Below are 14,993 nucleotides of genomic sequence, written 5' to 3'. Positions count from 1 at the left end.
CCACTTGTGGGTCGGCTTTTTTATTGCCTGCGCACAAGGCAAACGCGCCAGGCAGAAACGAAAAGGCCTGCACTAAGGCAGGCCCGGGTGTGTCGCAATTACCTTACTGCAGTTCGGGCGGAATGCTCGAAACCATCGGCGCACCACCCTGGTTTTCGGTCGGTACGGCAATTTCCACCGGCATGCCATCTTCCGCGGCCACCACATCACGCACCATGTCCCAGTTCATGCGTAGGTTATTGGCCAGATCTTCTCGCTTGAGCAAGGCATTGATAACAGCAGTGTGTTTATCGACCACCGACGGATTACCCTGGTCGTCCAGCGGCGTGTGCGCCTCCAGATAGACCTTGCCACCACTGATACCGAACTTGTAGGGCTCGTTGATGATGCGCACCGGCGTACCCACCGGCACCATCTTCGACAGTTCCAGCACGTTGTTGTTGAGCATGCGGAAGCAACCGTGGCTGGTACGCATGCCAATGCCGAACTTCTTGTTCGAACCGTGGATCAGGTAGCCCGGCACGCCGAGGGTGAACTTGAACGGCCCCAGCGGGTTGTCCGGGCCGGCCGGCACCACGCTCGGCAGGATGTCGCCGTCAGCCGCGTGCTCGGCACGGATGGACGCTGGCGGGGTCCAGGTCGGGTTTGGCGTCTTGGCGGTGATCTTGGTATTGGCGATCGGCGAACCCCAGCCTTCACGACCGATGCCCAGCGGGAATGTATGCACCACGTTCTGCCCTTTCGGGAAGTAGTACATACGGTATTCGGCCAGGTTGATGACGATGCCCTCACGCGGGCCAGGCGGCAGGATGTAGCGGGTCGGCAGGATGATCTCGGTGCCGGCACCTGGCAGCCATGGGTCCACGCCCGGGTTGGCGGCGATCATTTCCAGATAGCCGAGGTCGTTGGCAGTGCCGATATCGGCAAACGTGTCCTCGTACTTTGCCTTGATCACATGCACCTGGCCGATGATGTCTTCACCGGGTGGTGGCAGGGGCAGCTCCAGCGCAGCAGCGGGGCCTGCTACCAGCAGGGCGGCCAGGGACAGGCTACGGGTGACGGCAGGAAAGCGCGGCAACATCCGGTAAATCCTTCGAAAGGTGGGTCAAGAGAATCGATTGTACACCCGCGCCGATGCAAGCGGGAGGCATTGGCGCCATGCAAGCGTTTCAGATGATGAAAGGTGCGGCGTTCAGCCGCCCTGCAGCTCCGGCCACACCGGGCGCATGCCGCGCCGCTGGGCATCGAGGATGGCGCGGCACAGGTCGCACAGGCGACCGTCGCGGTAGATCGAGCGCGGCACCCCCGACCAGCGCGGTTGCGCCGGCAGCAGGCCACCGCACAAGGTGCGGTCGGCCGGTACGCCCAGCTCCAGCTGGCGGGCCACGAGGTGGACGCGGATTTCCTGGCAGGCGAACAGGTCGAGCTGCTCATCAGGCTCGATCAGTTGGTAGGCATACAGGGACCAGGCAGGGCGCGGCATCGGTGGCACTCGAAACGGGGGGCGCAACATTAGCCGAAAGCCGGCGCCGTTTAAAGCGTCACAGCAAGGGTTTTATCGCCGGCCAGGCATTTTCCAGCAGGCGCTGCTGGGCAGCCTGGGCCGGGTGAATGCCATCCGCCTGCATCAACTCAGGCACGCCCCCTACCCCCTCGAGGAAAAACGGCACCAGCGGGACCTGTTTTTCTGCCGCCAGCTGTTCATACACCTGGGCGAAGGCGGTGGTGTAGCGCACGCCATAATTGGGTGGCAGGCGCATGCCCAGCAGCACCACCTTGGCACCGGCATTGCGCGAGCTCTCGATCATCGAGGCAAGATTTTGTTGCAATTGCGCTGGCGGCTGCCCACGCAGGCCATCATTGCCGCCCAGTTCCAGTACCACCAGGCTCGGCTTGTGCGCTGCAAGCAGCGCCGGCAGCCGCGCCTGGCCACCTGCACTGGTGTCGCCGCTGATCGATGCATTGACCACCTTGTCGTCGAAACCTTCGTCCCGCAGGCGGGTCTGCAACAGGGAAACCCAGCCCTGGCGGGTATCCAGGCCAAAACCGGCGCTGATACTATCGCCGACAACCAGCAGTGTTCCCGCCGCCGCGCTCTGGGCCAGGCAATACAGGGCCAGACCGGCACTCAACCACCACACTCGCATCGGATTCTCCATGGGCCCCAGCATTCTCGTTGCGCAGAACCTTAGCAAAGTGGTCCCCAGCGCGGAAGGTGACCTGACCATCCTGCACGCCCTGTCCCTCGACCTGGCCCAAGGCGACAGCCTGGCAATCGTCGGCGCCTCGGGTTCGGGCAAGTCGACCCTGCTTGGCCTGCTCGCCGGCCTCGACCAGCCCAGTGCCGGCAAGGTCATCCTTGCTGGCCACGACCTGGGGCCGCTGGATGAAGACCAGCGCGCGCGGGTGCGCGCCGAACATGTGGGTTTCGTGTTCCAGTCGTTCCAGTTGCTCGACAGCCTCAATGCCCTGGAGAACGTCATGCTGCCGCTGGAGCTGGATGGCCGCCGCGATGCCCGCGAACACGCGCGCACCCTGCTCGAACGGGTCGGTCTGGGCAAGCGCCTGAGCCACACTCCGCGCCAGCTTTCGGGCGGCGAACAACAACGGGTGGCCATCGCCCGCGCCTTCGCCGCGCAACCGGCAGTGCTGTTTGCCGACGAACCCACCGGCAATCTCGACAGCCACACCGGCGAGCGCATCAGCGACTTGCTGTTCGAACTGAACAAGGAGCGCGGCACCACCCTGGTGCTGGTTACCCATGACGAACGCCTGGCCCGGCGCTGCCGCCGCCAGATTCGCCTGGATGCGGGCCGCCTGGTGGCCCCGGCGGAGGCCTGATGACCCACATGCCGCTGTCCCGCCTGTGCGGCCTGGCCCTGCGCCAGCTGCTGCGCGACATTCGCGCAAGCGAAGTGCGCGTGCTGTTCTTCGCCCTGCTGGTGGCGGTCGCGGCCAGCACTGCCATCGGCTATTTCGGTGCCCGCCTCAACGGCGCCATGCAACTGCGCGCCAGCGAGTTCCTTGGTGCCGACCTGGTGCTGCAGGGCAGCGCCCCGGCCCGCGACCAGCAGATCGAGGCCGGCAAGGCACTGGGCCTGCGCCACGCCCAGGTCGTCGAGTTCACCAGCGTGGTCGGCGGCGACAACGGCATCCAGCTGTCCAGCGTCAAGGCTGCCGACGGTGCCTACCCATTGCGCGGGCAAGTGCGCAGTGCTGCGCAGCCCTATGCCACAGAAACCCCGGGCGGCGGCCCGGCACCTGGCGAAGCATGGGTCGAACCACGCCTTTTGGCGGCATTGGGGCTGAAGGTTGGCGACAGCATCGACGTGGGCATGAAGACGCTGCGCATGAGCCGCGTACTGACCTACGAACCGGACCGCGCCAACAACTTCTACAGCCTTACCCCACGGGTAATGATGAACCTGGCCGACCTGCAAGCCACCGGCGTGATCCAGCCGGGCAGCCGGGTCACCTACCGCGACCTGTGGCGCGGCGGTGCCGAAGCGCTGGCCCAGTACCGCGGGGCACTGAAAAAGGACCTGGCCGCCAACCAGCGCCTGCGCGACACCCGCGATGGCAACCAGCAGGTCGGCGGCGCGCTGGGCAAGGCCGAGCGCTACCTGAACATGGCCAGCCTGGTGGCGGTGCTGCTGGCAGGCGTTGCCGTGGCCCTGTCGGCCAGCCGCTATGCCGCACGCCGCCTGGACGCCAGCGCCCTGCTGCGCTGCCTGGGCCTTTCGCGCCGCCAGGCACTGGGCCTGTACTGCCTGCAGTTGGCCATGCTCGGCCTGGTCGCCGCGCTGGCCGGCGCCCTGCTCGGCTGGCTGGCGCAACTGGGCCTGTTCCGCCTGCTGCATGGCCTGTTGCCAAGCGTGGTGCCTGCAGGCGGCATCGTCCCAGCCCTGGCCGGCATCGCTACCGGGCTGGTAGCCCTGGCCGGTTTCGCCCTGCCGCCAATTGCCGCGCTGGGCCAGGTACCGCCGCTTCGCGTGCTGCGCCGCGACCTGCTGCCGATACCGCCCAGCAGCTGGCTGGTGTACGGTGCGGCCCTGTTCGCCCTGGGCCTGATCATGTGGCGCCTGAGCCTCGACCTGCTGCTCACCTTCGCCCTGCTCGGTGGCGGCCTGGTCGCCGCGCTGCTGCTCGGCGGCCTGCTGCTGCTCGGTTTGCGCAGCCTGCGCCAATTGCTGGCCGGGGCACCACTGACCTGGCGACTGGGGCTGGGCCAACTGCTGCGCCACCCCATGGCCGCTGCCGGCCAGGCCCTGGCCTTCGGCCTGATCCTGCTGGCCATGGCCCTGGTCGCGCTGCTGCGCGCGGAACTGCTCGACACCTGGCAAGCGCAGTTGCCCAAGGATGCACCCAACCATTTCGCCCTGAACATCCTGCCGGATGATCGTGAGCCCTTCGCCCAACACCTGCAGCAGGTCAATGCCACCTCGGCGCCGCTGTACCCGGTGACACCCGGCCGCCTGGTAAAAATCAACGAGCAACCGGTGCAGCAGGTGGTCAGCAAGGACTCGGCAGGTGAGCGCGCCGTTCAGCGCGACCTCAGCCTGACGTGGGCGGCCGAGCTGCCCGAAGGCAACGCACTGACAGGCGGCAACTGGTGGCAGGCGTTGCCCGCCGAAGATGAAATCCCCGGTGTGTCGGTGGAGGCGGAACTGGCCAACAGCCTGAAGCTGCAACTGGGTGACCTGCTAACCTTCGACATCGGCGGCCAGCAACGCCAGGCACGGGTCAGCAGCCTGCGCAGCGTGCACTGGGACAGCTTCCAGCCGAACTTCTACATGATCTTCCAACCCGGCACGCTGCAGGGGCTTCCGACCACCTACCTGACCAGCTTCTATCTGGCACCGGGCCATGACCTGGATGTGGTGGCGCTGTCACGGGCATTCCCGGCAGTGACCATCCTGCAGGTGGACGCCTTGCTCGATCAGCTGCGCAGCATCCTCGCCCAGGTGACCCTGGCGGTCGAGTATGTGTTGCTGTTCGTGCTGGCAGCTGGGTTGGCGGTGCTGTTCGCTGGCTTGCAGGCGACGCTGGACGAGCGTATCCGCCAGGGCGCCTTGCTGCGTGCGCTGGGCGCGGCGCGGCCATTGCTGGTCAAGGCGCGGCGGATCGAGTTCGGCTTGCTGGGTGCGGCCAGCGGCTTGCTGGCGGCGGTCGGGTGTGAGCTGATTACCTTGGTGCTGTACCGCTATGCCTTCGACCTGCAATGGAGCCCGCATGTGTGGTTGCTGCTGTTGCCGCTGGCAGGGGCGCTGCTGGTAGGTGGTGCAGGGGTGCTGGGGACGCGGCGGGCGTTGAATGCCAGCCCGCTGGCGGTTTTACGCGAGAGTTGATGACAGCCTGTGCCGGCCTCTTCGCGGGTAAACCCGCTCCCACAGGTCCGACACAACGGTCAAATGCTGTGGTAACCCTGTGGGAGCGGGCAAGCCCGCGAAGAGGCCGGCACAGTCAAAATCGACTCATTGCCCGTAGCTGATGCTGTTTACATACCAGGTCGCTTCACCGGTAGGCGTGTGCACCACCACCTCATCACCCTCCTCCTTCTTCAGCAAGGCGCGAGCCATGGGCGAGTCGATCGAGATGTAGTCATTGCGCCCATAGATCTCGTCATACCCGACAATGCGAAACTTCATGGTCTCGCCCTCGTCGTTCTCAATCTCCACCCAGGCACCGAAAAACACCTTGCCCTCCTGCTGCGGCGAGTAGGCCACCACCTTCACATCTTCAAGACGCTTGCGCAGATAACGCACCCGACGGTCGATCTCGCGCAGCAGCTTCTTGTTGTACTGGTAGTCGGCATTCTCGCTGCGGTCGCCCAGCGAGGCCGCCCAGGTAACCTTCTGGGTAATCTCGGGGCGGTACACCCGCCACAGGTGGTCCAGTTCTTTCTTCAGCGCCTCATAGCCTTCCGTGGTGATGATATTGGTACTCAACAGCGCGCTCCTCAGCGGCGGGTAATCAGGCCTTGGCGCGCGATACGGGTGAGGTGGCCGATGATATCGGCGGCCTCGTCCGGCGCCGGGGCCTGGATCACGGCCAGGTCGAAACGGTCATTGCCATACTGCGCGAGGTGGCAGCCGGTGTCGGCGAACTGGATCAGAAAGGCACGCGCCTGGCCCTTGCGCCTGGACAGGCCTTCAAGGTGACGCAAAAGAGTGGGTTGATGCTGGCCGCCGAGCAGGATGCGCGGTGTGCGGGACGCCTGGCTGGCAGGCAAGGGGCTCAAACAGACACTGGTACGTGGGCAACTCATGGAGCTTCTCTCCGCCTCGCGAATCCCGCTGGGCAGCGGTGGGAGGCGTCACCGAACCAGCGCTTTAGCGGTATTTCGGATGACCCGGAGAGGGGCTTTCCTGCGCCCCGCAAGTAGCTGTTTAAATCGGCGCAGACGGTATGCTAGAGCTACAAGCGGCAAGATACAAGCCTCAAGCCGAAAGTGATCGGCCTGAGGCTTGTATCTTGGCATTTGCGGTGTATCAGCGGGCGATCAGGCGGTCCAGCGAGAAGCGGCCAGCGCCTTCGATCAGCACCGCAACGGTGCCAGCCAGCAGGGCCAGGCCGAACTCATAGCCGTTGTTGGACATGAACAGGCCGTTGCCGATGTGCACCGAGAGGATCGCCACCACCAGGGTCACCGCCAGCACCAGGGCCGCCGGGCGGGCCAGCAGGCCGATCACCAGGGCCAGGCCGCCGAAGAACTCGGCACTACCGGACAGCAGGGCCATCAGGTAACCCGGGGCCAGGCCGATGCTCTCCATCCACTGGCCGGTGCCTTCCAGGCCATAGCCGCCGAACATGCCGAACAGTTTCTGCGCACCATGCGCAATGAAGATGATGCCGACCAGGATACGGATGACGCTCAGGCCAGCGCCGGCGCGGGTGGAGAACAGAGCGTTGAGGGTAGCGTTGTTCTCGTCGAAGACTCCTTGAAGCGGGAAAGTTGTGTTGGGATGGGCGCCATCATAATCGATTCGATAGATATGAAAATCGCAAAAAACCCAACATAACAATCGACAATATCGATTTGTTAGCGTTTAGCCACACGCTCCAGCGCAGCACGTTCCCGATTGAACGCTACAAAGTACTTGTTGACGCTGTTGACGAAGTTGACTGGCCCCATGCCCACCTGCTCCATGGCAATGCGTTCGGTCTGGAAGAACCACTGGTCGCCATTCAGCCCGCGACGCCGCGCCTCCGCACGCATGGCCTGGACCCGCTCGGGCCCCAGGTTGTAGGCCGCCAGGACGAAGGCCATGCGCTCGCGCTCGTTGATCTTGGCGCTGGCAAAGAACTTGCGCCGGATCAGCGCCAGGTAACGGGCGCTGGCCTGGACATTGCCATCCACCGAGGCGGTGTTGCTCACCCCCACGCGCTGCGCCGCCGAAGGGGTGATCTGCATCAGGCCATGGGCCCCTCCGGTGCCGCGCGCTGCCGGGTTGAGCGTCGACTCCTTGAAGGCCAGCGCGGCCAGGTTGAGCCAGTCGATCTGCTGCGCCTCGCCGTGTTTCTGCAGCACCCCCCGCAGCGCGGTCAGGCGCTGGCGATTCTTGCTGGCCAATGGGTCGTGCACCCGGTACTGGCGGCGGTAGATGCGCTCGAACGCGGCGTCCTGGTTGTCCGGCGCCCGGTAGCCCTGCAGAAAGCGATCGACTGTGGCCAGCAACTGCGGCGCATCGCGCCCCACATACCAACGCATGGCTTGCGGCGCCCCCAGTTTTACGCGGCTGTCCAGCCTCAGGCGCGGCATCACCCGGGCCCAGCGCCGGGCGATCGGCTGCTCGACCACGGTCAGGTGATAGATGCCGGCCTGGACCATTTCCAGCACATCCTCCACCGCCAAGGTCGAGTCGACCCACTCCACCTTGATCGGCGCGCGCTTGCGCAGCGCCAGCTGCTGGTTGACCTGCTGGATCAAAGGGCCGGCCGCGCTGGCGCTGGTCAGGGCCACGGTACGCCCGGACAACTGCTCGACATGGCTGAAACTGCGCTCGCCCTTGCGCCCCACCAGCAGCAGCGGCACCTGGTCGAGCACTGGTGCGCTGATGCTGACCCCGCGCACCACGGCGGGGTCGAGCAGCTCGCCCGGCGCGGCCAGGTCGCCCTCGCCACGGGCCAGTGCGCCCAGCAACTGCTCCTTGGCCCGCGGGATCAGCTTTAGCTGGATCTCCTGGCCATCGTCGGCGCGGGCATTGAGGTAATGCTCCAGGGCACGCAGGCGGTAGTATTCGATACCGACCGGCTCGCCCTTGACCTCACCGGAGCTGTTGCGGCTCTGGTTGACCAGCACCCGCAGCACCTGGCTGGTGCGAATCTGTTGCAGGTCACGGACCTTGGCAGGCGCGATGTTCTGCTGCGGCCCCGGCGCGCGCGCATGGGCAGGCCCGGTCAGGGTCAGCCCAAGTGTCAGCAGGAGAATAAGCCAGCATCGCTGCATGCGAAAACGTGTCCGTTGTCGGTGGGCGGCATCCGTGGGTTGTGCCGCCAAGAGAAATGACGGCAAAAGACCACGGCAACAGCATGAAGTTCTTGGCTTTTTCAGAAAAACAAGGTTTTTGCTATGCTGGCCGCCCCGCGGCACGAGGTAGCACCATGCAACTGATCGATATCGGCGTCAACCTGACCAACAGCAGTTTCCACGACCAGCAGGCGGCAATCGTCGAGCGCGCCCTTGAGGCCGGGGTCACGCAGATGGTGCTGACGGGCACCAGCCTGGCGGTCAGCGAACAGGCGCTGGAACTGTGCCAGCAACTGGATGCGAACGGCGCGCACCTGTTCGCCACGGCAGGCGTACACCCTCATGATGCCAAAACCTGGGATGCCGGCAGCGAGCGCCAGTTGCGCCAGTTGCTGAATGAAACACGCGTGCGCGCCGTGGGCGAATGCGGCCTGGACTTCAACCGCGACTTCTCCCCTCGCCCGCTGCAGGAAAAAGCCCTGGAGGCACAACTGGCACTGGCTGCCGAGCTGCGTCTGCCGGTGTTCCTGCACGAACGCGACGCCAGCGAACGCCTGCTGGCGATCCTCAAGGATTACCGCGACCACCTGGCCGGCGCAGTAGTGCACTGTTTTACCGGCGAGCGCGACGCGCTGTTCGCCTACCTGGACATGGACCTGCACATCGGCATTACCGGCTGGATCTGCGACGAACGCCGTGGCACCCACCTGCACCCGCTGGTGGGCAACATTGCCGAGGGGCGGCTGATGCTGGAGAGCGATGCGCCTTACCTGCTGCCCCGCAGCCTGCGGCCCAAGCCGAAGAACGGGCGCAACGAACCAGCGTTCCTGCTGGAGGTGTTGCGTGAAGTGGCCTTGCACCGGGGCGAGTCGACCGAACACACGGCGGCACATACCACGGCAACGGCGCGGGCGTTTTTCCAACTCCCCTGAACCCGACGCGTTCTCCTGTAGGAGCGGCCTTGTGTCGCGAAAGGGCCGCAACGCGGCCCCGGCAATCTATCCGCTGAAGCTGAAAACCTGGGGGCGCTTCGCACCCCTATCGCGACACAAGGCCGCTCCTACAAAAGCGCGGCAGAACTTGCGGCGGAATTTTCTTGATACACATCAAGAAAGGCCCTGGCTTGCGCAGGCACAATGATGGCACCTTGCCAATATTGTTCCCGCTCAACTCAGAGAAGACCTGCCCATGGGTGCCTGGCTTAGCAATGTTTCCCTGAAGTACAAGTTCTGGGCCGTCAACGCGGTGGCCTTTGTCACGACCTTGCTGCTGGTGCTCTATGCCGTGCACCTGGAGCAGCGCGCCCGCGCCGAGGCCGCGCAGGCCCAGGCGGCCGCGCAGGCGCAACTGCTTGCTGCCTGGCCGGCCGGCCAGCCGCTACCCCGCCCGGCCAACGTCATCAGCTGGTCGCCCGGGCAAACGCCCACCTTCGCGGGCGAACCCCTGGAGGCCCTGCGCAATGCCCAAGGCTGGGTCGAACTGCCTGCCGCCCGGCTCTTGGGCAACAACCCGCTACAGGGCGCGCAGGTACTGCGCAACGGTGATCAGCAAATGGCCGTGCTGGCCCAGTCGCCAAGCCTGCGCCAGGTGTTCTTCGACCGATTCAGCAACTACGCGGTATGCGTACTGATCCTGATGCTGGCCATGCTCGGCGCCTCGCAGTTGCTGATCCGCTTCCTGCTCAGCCAGCTCAACACCCTCAAGGATGTGATGCTGCACGTGGAAAAGACCGGCGACCTGTCGGCCCGCGTACCGTTGGCCTGTGGTGACGAGGTCGGCCAGATGGCCGGGGCCTTCAATGCCATGCAGGCGACCTACCACCGCGTGGTCAGTACTGTCGCCCACACCGCTGCGCAACTGGACTCCGGTGCCGCGCGCCTGGCCGCGAGCATGAGCGACGTGCGCCACGGCATGCTCGGCCAGCAGAGCGAGACCGACCAGGCCGCTACCGCCATCAACGAAATGTCGGCAACGGTGCACCACATCGCCCAGCATGCCGGCGCCACCCGTGACCTGTCACAAACAGCCGACGCCCTGGCCGGTAGCGGCCAGGAGGTGGTCAGCCGGGTACAGGACTCGATCTCCGGGCTGTCCAGCGGCGTGCAGCAAACTGCCGAGATGATTCGTCAACTGGCCGAAGACAGTCAGAAGATCAATGGCGTGGTCAGTGTGATCCACAGCATCGCCGAGCAGACCAACCTGCTGGCGCTCAATGCCGCCATCGAAGCAGCACGCGCCGGCGACCTGGGCCGCGGCTTTGCCGTGGTGGCCGATGAAGTGCGCAACCTGGCCAAGCGCGTACAAAACTCCACCGACGAGATCACCACCATGGTTTCGGCTCTGCAGTCGGGCACCCGGGATGCAGTGGAATTCATGCAGGAGAGCTCGTACAAGGCCGACGACTGCGTCCGCCAGGCCCAGGAGGCCGGCGAGGCACTGGCCGAAATTACCGGTGCCGTGGCGCAGATGCGCGAAAGCAACACCCAGATTGCCGTGGCAGCCGAGCAGCAAAGCCAGGTGGCCGAGGAAATGAACCGCGCCGTGGTGAGTATCCGCGATGTCACCGAACAGACCGTGCAACAGACCGTGGGCTCGGCAACCACCAGCAGCGAACTGGCAACCCTGGCCGGTGAACTGAACAAGGCCATTGGCCAGCTCAAGCTATAGTCACCATAGCCAGCCTCGATTGGCCCCCGCCTGGGGGGCGCACTAAGCTTTGGGCATGACCGAGAGGAAATGCCCATGAGCAAACGCCTGCCCAACCTGCCCGCCTGGCAATGGCGCGGCTACCACCACAACCACCGCCACCCGACCAACCTGGTGCTGCACCTGATCGCCGTGCCTTTGTTCATCCTTGGCACGTTGCTGATTCTGTCCGGCCTGTTCGGCCTGGACCTGGGCCAGATTGCCGTTGGCATCATTGCCTTGATCGCCGGCCTGGGCCTGCAGCGCCAGGGCCATCGACTGGAAGCAGAGCAACCGGAACCCTTCGCCAACCGCAAGGATGCCGTGCAACGCCTGCTGACCGAGCAGTTCATCACCTTTCCGCGCTTCTTGCTGAGCGGGGCCTGGTGGAAGGCCTGGCGGGAACGACACAAGCATCGTCGCTGATGCCATTGGGGCTGCTCTGCAGCCCAATCGCGACGCAAGGCCGCTCGCACAAGAACCGCACATGTCCTGAAATTTACGCGATCCTGTGGGAGCGGCCCTGTGTCGCGATCGGAGCGCAACGCGCTCCCAGGCTCGGTCAGGCAAACACGGTAACCGTCTGCCGGCTCAAGGCCAGCAACTCGCCCTGCGCCGTCCTCAACGCGGCGGCGGCATGCCCATAACCATCCCGCGCATGCTCGGTTTCCACGCAATAACGGCACCAGTCCAGGGTCGACAGCTGCGCCCTGGGCTGCATGAATTCGATGGTCCAGGTCAACGTGCTGCCGGCAGCCGGCTGCTTGAGAAACGGCATCAGGCTTGGTGGCCAGGCATCGACCAGCGCCAGCAGGTGCGCCTCGTTGACCGGTTCTTCGGCCACCCCGCGCAAACGTACCCAGCCGCCCATTTGCCGCGACTGATTGCCACTGAACGGCAATCCACCCACCGCCCAGCGCAAGGCCACATGCTGCATGAACTCAGGAGTAACGCCTTTGATATGGGGTAGCTCGGGAGCTGCATCGTCGAGCGCTTTCATTTCCTCGGCCGGCAAGGCTGGCACATCGACCACCGACGGCCGCCCTGCACCGAAATTGCCCTGCACCAGCGTCACTACCTGGCCGTCTTGAACGGCACGGCCCAGCAAGGTGCTGACAGCCTTGCCTTCACGCAGCACCTCTACATCGAAGCGGATTGGCACATCTGCCGCGGCTGGCGCCACAAAGCTGATGGCCAAAGAACGCACGGGGCGGTCATCGGAGATTTTCTGGCGCATGGCTTCATACACCATGGCCGCCATCAGCCCGCCAAAGGCGGCGCGCCCCTGGGCCCAGCTTGGCGGGACACATACAGCTTCGGGGTTGGCCCGCACGGCGTCGAGCAGTTGGTTGAAATTCATTGGCCGGCTCCTGCCTGCTGCGAACAAGGTCTGCCCATCCTAGCCAGCAAACCCATGCCGATCAGCCCGCATTTCGGTCATTTTTCGGGCTTTCGCCGCGCCAACGCCTGCTGCAGTGCATCCAGCGTCGCATCCGAATGGCGCTCGGCCTCATGCAATTCCTGCTCCCAGGCGACCCTGCACGGCGCCAGGTCGGCATGCTCGCGCGCCTGCAGCAGCCATTGCAGGCGATCATGCCAGTCACCCAAATCGCCCTGGGCCTGCTTCAGCAAGCGCCGCAACTGCTTGCCCGCATGGTCGAGCTGCGGATAGGCCTCATCGCCATAGCGCGCACGCTTGATCAGCAAACGCAGGCGGTGGCGGTCGTGGGCCGGGTCCTGCAGTGCCTGGTACAACTTGCGCCACTGCTTGCCCAGGCGTTTGTCGATGCGCTTTTCCAGCGCCTTGACCAGGCCCTCGCGACCGGCTGCACGCATGAACAGCGGAAACGCGTCGACAATCGCCAGCACCCGCGTCAGCTCGGGGCTGGCGGCAACACTGGCGAATGTCCTGGCACGCCCTTCCAGGCGCCGCTGCCCGGCCTCGGCAAAACCATGCCCAATCAGTTCGGCCGCCAGCACCTCACGGTCGCGCAACGGCGTGGTGAGGGTACCCAACGACGTGGCGGCCTCCTCCAGCTGCTCCACCCCCGGCAGCCCTCGCAGCGGCCGCAGCAGGCTGCGCAGGCGCCGCAGGGTGGTGCGCAGGTCATGCAAGGCCTCGCTGTCGGTATCGGCAGCCAGGCGCTCGCGGCAGGCCAGCAGGCGCACCTGCAAGGCCACTATCTGGGCAACCACATGATCGAGCATGGCAGACATTGAAAGACGCTCCTTGGTCAGCGCCCGGCGCGAGACTCACGAATGTAGAAACGGGCCTTTTCGGCTTTTCTGGTACAACTTTCGTAACCTTCGAACTGCTGTTGGGTCTTGGCACCGGTCAGCAGCGACAAGGCCTTGGAGTAGCTCACGGCACCGGCAAAGCCTTCGGCCTTGGCCAGGTCCAGCTCCTTCCAGGCGGCATCCAGTTGGGTTGCGCAACTCTCGCGGTAGGCCGTCTTGCCCGCGCAGCCAGCAAGGGCCAAGGCGATCAGTGGAAGGCAGATCCAGGCTTTCATCGGTAATACCTCAATGGAAAAAACATTGGCTGTTCGACGCCCCGGCAGCTGAAAAGTGCCCTGCCCAGCCAGCTTGGCCCAGCCAGTTTTATTACAGTAGCTCAGCACGATGCACATTGAAGCACAGGTGGCGATGGGTGCATTGTAGGACCATGGTTGCACTGGCCGGGGAATGTTCATGAGCAAACGCGTGGCACTGGTACTGGGATCGGGTGGAGCCCGGGGGTATGCACACATCGGCGTGATCGAGGAAATCGAGCGCCGCGGCTACGACATTGCCTGTATCGCCGGCTGCTCGATGGGTGCGGTAATCGGCGGCATCTACGCCGCGGGCAAGCTGGAAGACTACCGCAAATGGATCGAGAGCCTGGACTACCTGGATGTGTTGCGCCTGGTCGATGTCAGCTTTCGCCTCGGCGCAATTCGCGGCGACAAGGTGTTCGGGCAAATCCGCAAGATCGTCGGCGAGATCAACATCGAGCAATTGCGCATCCCCTACACCGCGGTTGCAGCCGACCTCACCAACCAGCAGGAAATCTGGTTCCAGGAGGGCTGCCTGCACCAGGCCATGCGCGCCTCGGCAGCCATCCCCAGTCTGTTCACCCCGGTGATGCAAGGCAACCGCATGCTGGTCGACGGCGGCATCCTCAACCCGCTGCCGATCGTGCCGGTGGTGTCCAGCCACTGCGACCTGATCATCGCGGTCAACCTCAATGCCACCAACCAGAAGCAGTACCAGCTACCGGTGATCGAACGCCCAGCGGCGTTCAAGATGCGTTTCGATGCGCTACTCAGTTCGCTGGGTTCGCGCTTGCCGTTCCGGCGCAAGCCGGCGGAGGAGCTGATACGTATCGAGCAGGAAATCGTCGCCGAAGGGCTGGCGCCGCCTAACCCGTGGCTGGCCGATGCCGCCAACCCGGAAGGCCAGCAACCGGCGGCGGCACCGGAGCGCGAGGGTGCGCCAAAGTCTGCGACCGGCTCGTTCATCATCGACAACGTGGGGCCCGCTTCGCTGCTGGACTTGATCAACCAGAGCTTCGAGGTCATGCAGACCTCGTTGGCACAGTACAAGATCGCAGGCTATCCACCGGATGTGCTGATCAACGTGCCCAAACGAGTGTGCCGGTTTTTCGAGTTCTACAAGGCGCCGGAGCTGATTGCCCTGGGGCGGGAGATTGCGCGGGATACGCTGGATATCCATGAAGGGGTGAAACGCTAGACCCTGCGCTGCTGGTGCCGGCCTCTTCGCGGGTAAACCCGCTCCCACAGGTTCACCACAGTACTTGAAACCTGTGTTGGACCTGTGGGAGCGGGTTTACCCGCGA

Annotated in this window: 16 protein-coding genes; 6 read left to right on the top strand and 10 right to left on the bottom strand. The window is 64.7% G+C overall.

Annotation, left to right across the window (positions count from 1 at the left end; genetic code table 11):
* Positions 1 to 103: 103 nt before the first annotated feature.
* From QN085_RS09195 to QN085_RS09185, 3 genes are all read right to left on the bottom strand, one after another.
* Positions 104 to 1,081, bottom strand: a complete 978-nt coding sequence (locus QN085_RS09195; RefSeq protein ID WP_003259779.1) for a L,D-transpeptidase family protein — start codon at positions 1,079 to 1,081, stop codon at positions 104 to 106.
* Positions 1,082 to 1,192: 111 nt separating this feature from the next.
* Entirely contained in the window at positions 1,193 to 1,483 is a 291-nt protein-coding gene (locus tag QN085_RS09190) for a hypothetical protein (protein WP_013971899.1), read from the bottom strand.
* Positions 1,484 to 1,541: 58 nt separating this feature from the next.
* Positions 1,542 to 2,147, bottom strand: a complete 606-nt coding sequence (locus QN085_RS09185; protein WP_023663107.1) for an arylesterase — start codon at positions 2,145 to 2,147, stop codon at positions 1,542 to 1,544.
* A 10-nt stretch (positions 2,148 to 2,157) separates the two neighbouring features.
* Here QN085_RS09185 and QN085_RS09180 point away from each other — a divergent pair, with 10 nt between their 5' ends.
* Together QN085_RS09180 and QN085_RS09175 are read left to right on the top strand one after the other, a co-directional pair.
* On the top strand, positions 2,158 to 2,841 hold the full coding sequence (locus QN085_RS09180; RefSeq protein WP_003259775.1) for an ABC transporter ATP-binding protein: 684 nt from the start codon (positions 2,158 to 2,160) through the stop codon (positions 2,839 to 2,841).
* The gene (locus QN085_RS09175) at positions 2,841 to 5,348 is read left to right on the top strand and encodes an ABC transporter permease (RefSeq protein ID WP_041506161.1); all 2,508 of its coding nucleotides are present in this window, start codon (positions 2,841 to 2,843) and stop codon (positions 5,346 to 5,348) included. The genes QN085_RS09180 and QN085_RS09175 overlap by 1 nt, the downstream gene beginning before the upstream one ends.
* Positions 5,349 to 5,474: 126 nt before the next feature.
* On the opposite strand, the gene greB is transcribed toward QN085_RS09175, so the two are convergent.
* The 4 genes from greB to QN085_RS09155 form a co-directional block, all read right to left on the bottom strand.
* Complete coding sequence (gene greB / locus QN085_RS09170; protein WP_285690502.1) at positions 5,475 to 5,948, bottom strand: transcription elongation factor GreB; 474 nt, start codon at positions 5,946 to 5,948, stop codon at positions 5,475 to 5,477.
* Between the two features lie 11 nt (positions 5,949 to 5,959).
* Positions 5,960 to 6,268 (bottom strand): hypothetical protein, encoded by a 309-nt coding sequence (locus QN085_RS09165; protein WP_023661930.1) that lies wholly within the window; start codon positions 6,266 to 6,268, stop codon positions 5,960 to 5,962.
* Positions 6,269 to 6,491: 223 nt separating this feature from the next.
* Positions 6,492 to 6,905 (bottom strand): DoxX family protein, encoded by a 414-nt coding sequence (locus QN085_RS09160; RefSeq protein ID WP_031324761.1) that lies wholly within the window; start codon positions 6,903 to 6,905, stop codon positions 6,492 to 6,494.
* 137 nt (positions 6,906 to 7,042) lie between these two features.
* A complete protein-coding gene (locus QN085_RS09155; protein WP_038409219.1) occupies positions 7,043 to 8,449 on the bottom strand; it encodes an MltF family protein in 1,407 nt (468 codons plus the stop codon).
* Between the two features lie 155 nt (positions 8,450 to 8,604).
* Between QN085_RS09155 and QN085_RS09150 the strand changes: the two genes are divergently transcribed.
* From QN085_RS09150 to QN085_RS09140, 3 genes are all read left to right on the top strand, one after another.
* On the top strand, positions 8,605 to 9,402 hold the full coding sequence (locus QN085_RS09150) for a TatD family hydrolase (RefSeq protein WP_023662628.1): 798 nt from the start codon (positions 8,605 to 8,607) through the stop codon (positions 9,400 to 9,402).
* A 256-nt stretch (positions 9,403 to 9,658) separates the two neighbouring features.
* Positions 9,659 to 11,137 (top strand): methyl-accepting chemotaxis protein, encoded by a 1,479-nt coding sequence (locus QN085_RS09145; protein ID WP_013971890.1) that lies wholly within the window; start codon positions 9,659 to 9,661, stop codon positions 11,135 to 11,137.
* Between the two features lie 75 nt (positions 11,138 to 11,212).
* Positions 11,213 to 11,581 carry an Mpo1-like protein gene (locus QN085_RS09140; protein ID WP_023661057.1) on the top strand — a complete coding sequence of 123 codons (369 nt, stop codon included), beginning with the start codon at positions 11,213 to 11,215 and terminating at the stop codon, positions 11,579 to 11,581.
* 136 nt (positions 11,582 to 11,717) lie between these two features.
* On the opposite strand, the gene QN085_RS09135 is transcribed toward QN085_RS09140, so the two are convergent.
* From QN085_RS09135 to QN085_RS09125, 3 genes are all read right to left on the bottom strand, one after another.
* Positions 11,718 to 12,515, bottom strand: coding sequence for an acyl-CoA thioesterase (locus tag QN085_RS09135; RefSeq protein WP_013971888.1), 798 nt, complete (start codon positions 12,513 to 12,515; stop codon positions 11,718 to 11,720).
* A 77-nt stretch (positions 12,516 to 12,592) separates the two neighbouring features.
* On the bottom strand, positions 12,593 to 13,372 hold the full coding sequence (locus QN085_RS09130; RefSeq protein WP_023661056.1) for a CHAD domain-containing protein: 780 nt from the start codon (positions 13,370 to 13,372) through the stop codon (positions 12,593 to 12,595).
* A 17-nt stretch (positions 13,373 to 13,389) separates the two neighbouring features.
* The gene (locus QN085_RS09125; RefSeq protein WP_003259403.1) at positions 13,390 to 13,668 is read right to left on the bottom strand and encodes a hypothetical protein; all 279 of its coding nucleotides are present in this window, start codon (positions 13,666 to 13,668) and stop codon (positions 13,390 to 13,392) included.
* Positions 13,669 to 13,846: 178 nt separating this feature from the next.
* Here QN085_RS09125 and QN085_RS09120 point away from each other — a divergent pair, with 178 nt between their 5' ends.
* Positions 13,847 to 14,887, top strand: coding sequence for a patatin-like phospholipase family protein (locus QN085_RS09120; protein WP_031324433.1), 1,041 nt, complete (start codon positions 13,847 to 13,849; stop codon positions 14,885 to 14,887).
* Positions 14,888 to 14,993: the final 106 nt, after the last annotated feature.

Origin of the sequence: Pseudomonas sp. M2(2023), assembly GCF_030263955.1 — a bacterium.
In the GTDB taxonomy this organism is placed as follows: Bacteria; Pseudomonadota; Gammaproteobacteria; order Pseudomonadales; family Pseudomonadaceae; genus Aquipseudomonas; species Aquipseudomonas asiatica.
This window is presented reverse-complemented; position numbering and strand designations above follow the sequence as displayed.

Bases quoted from the DNA above. Each gene is read 5' to 3' on its own strand.
- QN085_RS09125 (WP_003259403.1), bottom strand. From the start codon at position 13,668: ATGAAAGCCTGGATCTGCCTTCCACTGATCGCCTTGGCCCTTGCTGGC.
- QN085_RS09190 (WP_013971899.1), bottom strand. From the start codon at position 1,483: ATGCCGCGCCCTGCCTGGTCCCTGTATGCCTACCAACTGATCGAGCCT.
- QN085_RS09175 (WP_041506161.1), top strand. From the start codon at position 2,841: ATGACCCACATGCCGCTGTCCCGCCTGTGCGGCCTGGCCCTGCGCCAG.
- QN085_RS09150 (WP_023662628.1), top strand. From the start codon at position 8,605: ATGCAACTGATCGATATCGGCGTCAACCTGACCAACAGCAGTTTCCAC.
- QN085_RS09165 (WP_023661930.1), bottom strand. From the start codon at position 6,268: ATGAGTTGCCCACGTACCAGTGTCTGTTTGAGCCCCTTGCCTGCCAGC.
- QN085_RS09185 (WP_023663107.1), bottom strand. From the start codon at position 2,147: ATGCGAGTGTGGTGGTTGAGTGCCGGTCTGGCCCTGTATTGCCTGGCC.
- QN085_RS09120 (WP_031324433.1), top strand. From the start codon at position 13,847: ATGAGCAAACGCGTGGCACTGGTACTGGGATCGGGTGGAGCCCGGGGG.
- QN085_RS09145 (WP_013971890.1), top strand. From the start codon at position 9,659: ATGGGTGCCTGGCTTAGCAATGTTTCCCTGAAGTACAAGTTCTGGGCC.
- QN085_RS09180 (WP_003259775.1), top strand. From the start codon at position 2,158: ATGGGCCCCAGCATTCTCGTTGCGCAGAACCTTAGCAAAGTGGTCCCC.
- QN085_RS09155 (WP_038409219.1), bottom strand. From the start codon at position 8,449: ATGCAGCGATGCTGGCTTATTCTCCTGCTGACACTTGGGCTGACCCTG.
- QN085_RS09140 (WP_023661057.1), top strand. From the start codon at position 11,213: ATGAGCAAACGCCTGCCCAACCTGCCCGCCTGGCAATGGCGCGGCTAC.
- QN085_RS09130 (WP_023661056.1), bottom strand. From the start codon at position 13,372: ATGTCTGCCATGCTCGATCATGTGGTTGCCCAGATAGTGGCCTTGCAG.
- QN085_RS09195 (WP_003259779.1), bottom strand. From the start codon at position 1,081: ATGTTGCCGCGCTTTCCTGCCGTCACCCGTAGCCTGTCCCTGGCCGCC.
- QN085_RS09135 (WP_013971888.1), bottom strand. From the start codon at position 12,515: ATGAATTTCAACCAACTGCTCGACGCCGTGCGGGCCAACCCCGAAGCT.